Here is a 5,251-nt window from a genome sequence, read left to right as displayed (position 1 = left end):
GAAAATACTAAAAATAGCGAAAGAACTCGGATACGTGAAGAATGCAACGGCTTCTTCTTTGAGGAGCAAACGTACGAACATTGTGGGTGTCATCATAGCAGACAGCGCCAATCCCTTTTACGCAGAGGTACTTAAGGGAATAGAAGCTGCTTCGAGGAAATATGGATATCAAATAATGCTCATGAACACAGAGAGAATCTACGAGAACGAAGAAAAAGCGATCGATGTTCTTCTTCAAAGAAGAGTCGATGGTCTTCTCATAACACCCGTTCAGGACAGAACGGATGATATAGAGAAACTGATCGAAAGGAAAGTTCCTTTTGTCATTGTAGGAAGGCATTTTGAAGAGCTGGAAGTGGACGAAATCCACAGCGACGAGGTGAAAGGGGGGTATCTGGCAACAAAGCATCTCATCAATCGTGGAAGAAAAAACATACTGATGATCAGCGGATATCTTTTCAAATCTGCTGCATACATGAGACTTGAAGGATACAAAAAGGCGTTAGAAGAGTATGGCATACCTTTCAGGGAAGAAATGGTGATCGTGACAGACATCGATATAGAGAGTGGCTATCAGGCGGTGAATGAAGCGATTGGGAAGGAGCTCCATTTCGATGCGGTTTTCTGCTACAACGATCTGCTCGCTTTCGGAGCGATGAAGGCATTGAAAGAGCACGGATACAGTATTCCGGAGGATGTTGCGGTGGTCGGTTACGATGATATCATTTATTCTTCGTTTGTGTGTCCTTCTCTAACGACGGTGAGGATAAAGAAGTTCGAAATGGGTTTTGAGGCGTTTAGGATGCTTGTACAAAAGATGAGTGGTAGAAGGAAAAGGAGAAAACGTGTCATACTCGATGTGGAGCTTGTGGTGAGAGAAAGTAGCAGGTATTTGTGATAAAGGGTTTTTACACGTATTTATTGAGGTTTACAGTTGATTATTGTCCGAAACCTTCTTTTTTTTCTTCTTGATCTTACCTAAACGTTCACGGTATCATTTACATAGCAACACCAAACCAATCTCTTGCTAGGGAGGTTGGTACTATGAAATTCCGGTTTTTGATGGTTCTGGTGTTGGTTATCCTGGGTGTCGTTGCTGCTGCTAAAGAAAAGATAGTCGTGAACTCCTACATGTCTGATCCAAAGCCAAGGATCGTTTTTACGGAATTGGTGAAAATGTTTGAGGAGAAATATCCAGAATATGATGTTGTTGTAAATACGTTCCCGCATGAAGATTTCAAAACTCTTCTTAGAACCTGGTTGAATTCCGATGAAGCTCCCGATGTTGTCACATGGTTTGCTGGTGAAAGAATGAGGTATTTTGCCAGCAAAGGTCTTCTCGAACCTGTGGATGATATCTTTGCTCCTAAAACTTTCGAGGACTATTTTCCTTCCTCTTTCAGAAGTGCCTGTGAGTACAATGGAAAGATCTACTTTGTTCCTCAAAGTTGGTATTGGTGGGGTGTGTACTACAGAAAATCAATCTTTGAAAAATATGGTATTACCCCTCCAAAAACGTGGGAAGAATTTATAAAGGTTTGTGAAACGCTAAAAGAGAACGGTATAACTCCTATTACTATCGGAACCAAGTATCTCTGGCCGGCAGCAGGATGGTTTGATTATCTAGATCTCAGAATAAACGGCCTGGACTTCCATATGAAACTCACTGCTGGAGAAATTCCATACACCGATCCAAGAGTTAAGGAAGTGTTCAAATACTGGAAGGAATTAGTCGACAAAGGGTTCTTCCTCGAAAATCATTCCTCCTACACTTGGCAGGAAGCAGCTGCGTTTCTTTTCAGAGGAGAAGCTGGAATGTATCTTATAGGACAATTCATAAAAGATGTTGCACCTAATGCTGTAAAGGACGATCTTGATTTCTTCAGATTTCCCGTTATAAATCCAGAAATTGGTTTATATGAAGAGACCCCAATAGATGGGTTTATGATACCTGCAAGGGCTAAGAACAAGAAAGGCGCAAAGGTTTTCCTCAAATTCATTGCTGAGAAAGACGTCCAAGAATACTTTGCTAAGAAACTTGGGAGACTTGCAGCAAACAAGAACGTGGAACCGTCGGATGAACATGCCGCAAAGGGGTTGAAGATGATACTTGAATCCAATGGTGTGGCTCAATTTTACGACAGAGATACAAATCCAGAAATGGCAACAGCTGGTATGAATGGCTTTGTTGAGTTTATGATCTATCCTCAAAGACTCGATCAGATACTTGAAAATCTCGAGAGAGAAAGACAGAGAATATTTGGAAAATGATTCCAGGGAGGCGATTTGCCTCCCTTTCTTTCTCTTAGCAAAAAAATTCTCACAATTGCTTAAAAAAAGGAGGAATATCTCCGTGTTGTCAAAAAGATGGTGGGTTCCATACCTCTTCTTAGCTATTCCATTGACGCTTTACTTTATCTGGGTGATTTTTCCTATAATACAGACCATAATCTTGAGTTTTACAGACTGGGATGGTGTCAGTGCCAGATTTAATTTCATAGGATGGAAGAACTACACAAGACTTTTTTCTGATTTTTACTTCTGGCTTTCTCTTAAAAACAACATAAAATGGCTTGTGTTTTTTGTGGTTGTTGCTATTCCCGCAGGATTGGGAATGGCAATGCTTTTGGATCAAAAATTTCCTGGAAACAAAGTCTTCAAAACTCTTATTTATCTTCCAATGACTTTGTCTTTTGTTGTCATAGGGCAGATATGGTCATGGATTCTTGAACCTAGAAGTGGCGTTTTAAACGAATTTTTAAGAGCTATAGGCCTTGGTAATCTTGCAAAGCCCTGGTTGAGCGATCCGGAGGTTGTAACTTATGCTCTCATAATGGCTGCGCTGTGGAGACAAATTGCCTATGCCATGGTGCTTTTCCTTGCTGGTCTGAAAAATGTCTCCACTGAGTTAGTTGAAGCAGCATACGTTGATGGGGCCAATGCATGGCAAAGATTTTGGTACGTAATTCTTCCTGCTTTAAGACCGGCTATGGTAATAGCCATAACGGTAAACATTATAGATTCTCTGAGGGCATTCGACATTGTCTACGTTATGACCCGCGGAGGACCTTTCTATTCATCAAGTGTTCTGGCCAATTACATGTACATTCAATCGTTTCATAATTATCAAATGGGTTATGGTTCAGCCATTGCTACGATACAGTTTCTTATAACACTAGGTTTCATCATCGTTTACTTGCTCTACACGCTAAAAAGGGAGGAAGAAGTAACATGAATAAAAGGAAAATGTTGAAAGCCATCGTTTTTTACTCTCTGTCCATTATTCTGGTAATTATGTGGATGCTTCCTTTCATTATATCGATATTCACATCGCTTAAAACAATGGATGAAGTGATGTTAGGAATCAAATGGTGGAGGCCTCCCAAAAAGCCAACCTTTGAAAATTATGTTATAGCCTGGAAAGAAGCCAATATGAAAAGGTACTTTATTAATACATTTATAATAACAAGCCTGTCCGTATTAGGAGCATTGTTTGTATCTAGTTTAAGTGCTTTTGCGTTATCCTGGTATGAATTTAAATTGCGAAAGCCTCTCTTGATAATGTTTGTCTCTGGGATGCTAATACCTTTTCAGATGTTGATGATACCCGTTTACAGATTTTCAGTTAACACAGGACTTTACGATACTTACTGGGGAGTAATTCTTTTCCACATTGCATTTCAAACGGGTTTCTGTACCTTTTTCTTGAGAAATTTCATGATCACCATACCAAGAAGTCTTTTTGAAGCAGCGAGAATTGACGGAGCTGGTGATTTTTTGATTTACAGAAAAATCATGATGCCTTTGATACTACCCGCCTTGGCTGCTCTTGGAATTCTTGAGTTTACCTGGATATGGAACGACTACCTGTGGTCACTAGTTCTCATACAGAGCGACAGTTTAAAACCAATAACTCTTGGTCTGACTACTCTTCAAGGAGAGTGGGTTACAAGCTGGAATGTGATAGCTGCTGGAGCAAATCTCGCTGCATTAGTACCAATAGTTGTTTTTTTGATTTTCCAGAGGTATTTCATAGAGGGCTTAACACTGGGAAGTGTAAAAGGTTAAAGGTTACATGGAGAGGAAAGTTTGTTACTACGCGGAAAACCCCAGAAAAGAAAAAGCACGCAATACTCGATATGGAGCTTGAGGTTAAGAGTGGCAGATATTTGTGATAAAGGGTTTTTACACGTATTTATTGAGGTTTACAGTTGATTATTGTCCGAAACCTTCCTTTTTCTTTTCTTGATCTTACCTAAACGTTCACGGTATCATTTACATGATTCTAGAGGAGGGGGGATTGTCATGCGGAAATTTTTGGTGCTCCTCTTTTTGGCCCTATCCATTGCGTCGCTGTTAGGGCAAACTCTGCCGCCTGGTGTACCCAGGGAGAAAACGTTAATTCTGCCTTTTCTGTTTGCACCACTCCCTGTTCCAGGGAATTGGAATCTCTGGGCAGGATGGCGCGCACAAAACTGTGGCTTGCACCAGTTCGTCACAGAACCTTTATGGACCATCAACCCCAATCCTGAAGAAGGAGGCATTATCAACGCTCTTGCAGCTGAACCTCCAATGTACAATGAAGACTTCACCAAGCTCACGATAAAGCTCAGGAAAGGGATTTATTGGAGTGATGGTGTTGAGTTCACAGCGGACGACGTCGTATTCACGATCAAAACAGTAAGGGACACGCCTGAGTTGGACTACCACGGTCCAATGCAAGATGTAAAAGATGTCTATGCACTGGATAGGTACACAGTAGTGGTAGAACTCAAGAGACCAAACAGCAGATTTCATGCTTACTTTGTTGAAAGATGGGGCGCTCTAAGGCCTATGCCAAAGCATATTTTCGAGAAGGTGGAAGATATTGCTTCTTATGATTTCAATCCACCCGTAAGTCTGGGACCATACATTCTGAAGGATTACGATCCAGCGGGATACTGGGTGCTCTGGGAGAAGAGAAAAGACTGGCAGAGAACAGTTACTGGACAACTCTTCGGCGAACCCATACCTGAATATGTCCTCTTCATCAACTACGGTACCGCTGAAAAGAACACCATGGCTATGCTAAGGCACGAACTGGATGTTCTCCAGGGCACTGCCGAGCAGCTCATCACACTACTGAGGGCGAGCAAAACCACGCGGAGTTACAGGGAAACATGGCCCTACATTGATCCTAGAGACATCTCTACCAGAGGCCCCGGTTTCAACCATATGGTTTATCCTTACAACATTAAAGATGTTAGATGGG

The 5,251-nt window shown here is 41.5% G+C and carries 5 protein-coding genes; all 5 read left to right on the top strand.

All coding sequences use genetic code 11. From position 1 onward, the window contains the following. Positions 1–898: LacI family DNA-binding transcriptional regulator (locus tag J7K79_RS07180; protein ID WP_296906896.1), on the top strand; the 898-nt coding region annotated here is incomplete at its 5' end. Positions 899–1,044: 146 nt separating this feature from the next. Next, a complete protein-coding gene (locus J7K79_RS07175) occupies positions 1,045–2,271 on the top strand; it encodes an ABC transporter substrate-binding protein (protein ID WP_296906894.1) in 1,227 nt (408 codons plus the stop codon). Positions 2,272–2,353: 82 nt separating this feature from the next. Beyond that, on the top strand, positions 2,354–3,235 hold the full coding sequence (locus J7K79_RS07170) for a carbohydrate ABC transporter permease (protein WP_296906892.1): 882 nt from the start codon (positions 2,354–2,356) through the stop codon (positions 3,233–3,235). Beyond that, positions 3,232–4,068 carry a carbohydrate ABC transporter permease gene (locus tag J7K79_RS07165; protein WP_296906890.1) on the top strand — a complete coding sequence of 279 codons (837 nt, stop codon included), beginning with the start codon at positions 3,232–3,234 and terminating at the stop codon, positions 4,066–4,068. The genes J7K79_RS07170 and J7K79_RS07165 overlap by 4 nt, the downstream gene beginning before the upstream one ends. 237 nt (positions 4,069–4,305) lie before the next feature. Then, a partial coding sequence (locus J7K79_RS07160; protein WP_296906888.1) for an ABC transporter substrate-binding protein occupies positions 4,306–5,251 on the top strand: 946 nt, incomplete at its 3' end.

The sequence above is a fragment of the Thermotoga sp. genome, assembly GCF_021162145.1.
Lineage (GTDB): Bacteria > Thermotogota > Thermotogae > Thermotogales > Thermotogaceae > Thermotoga.
The sequence above is the reverse complement of the archived record's forward strand: the minus strand, read 5'-3'. Positions and strand labels throughout refer to the sequence as shown.

Bases quoted from the DNA above. Each gene is read 5' to 3' on its own strand.
- J7K79_RS07165 (WP_296906890.1), top strand. From the start codon at position 3,232: ATGAATAAAAGGAAAATGTTGAAAGCCATCGTTTTTTACTCTCTGTCC.
- J7K79_RS07175 (WP_296906894.1), top strand. From the start codon at position 1,045: ATGAAATTCCGGTTTTTGATGGTTCTGGTGTTGGTTATCCTGGGTGTC.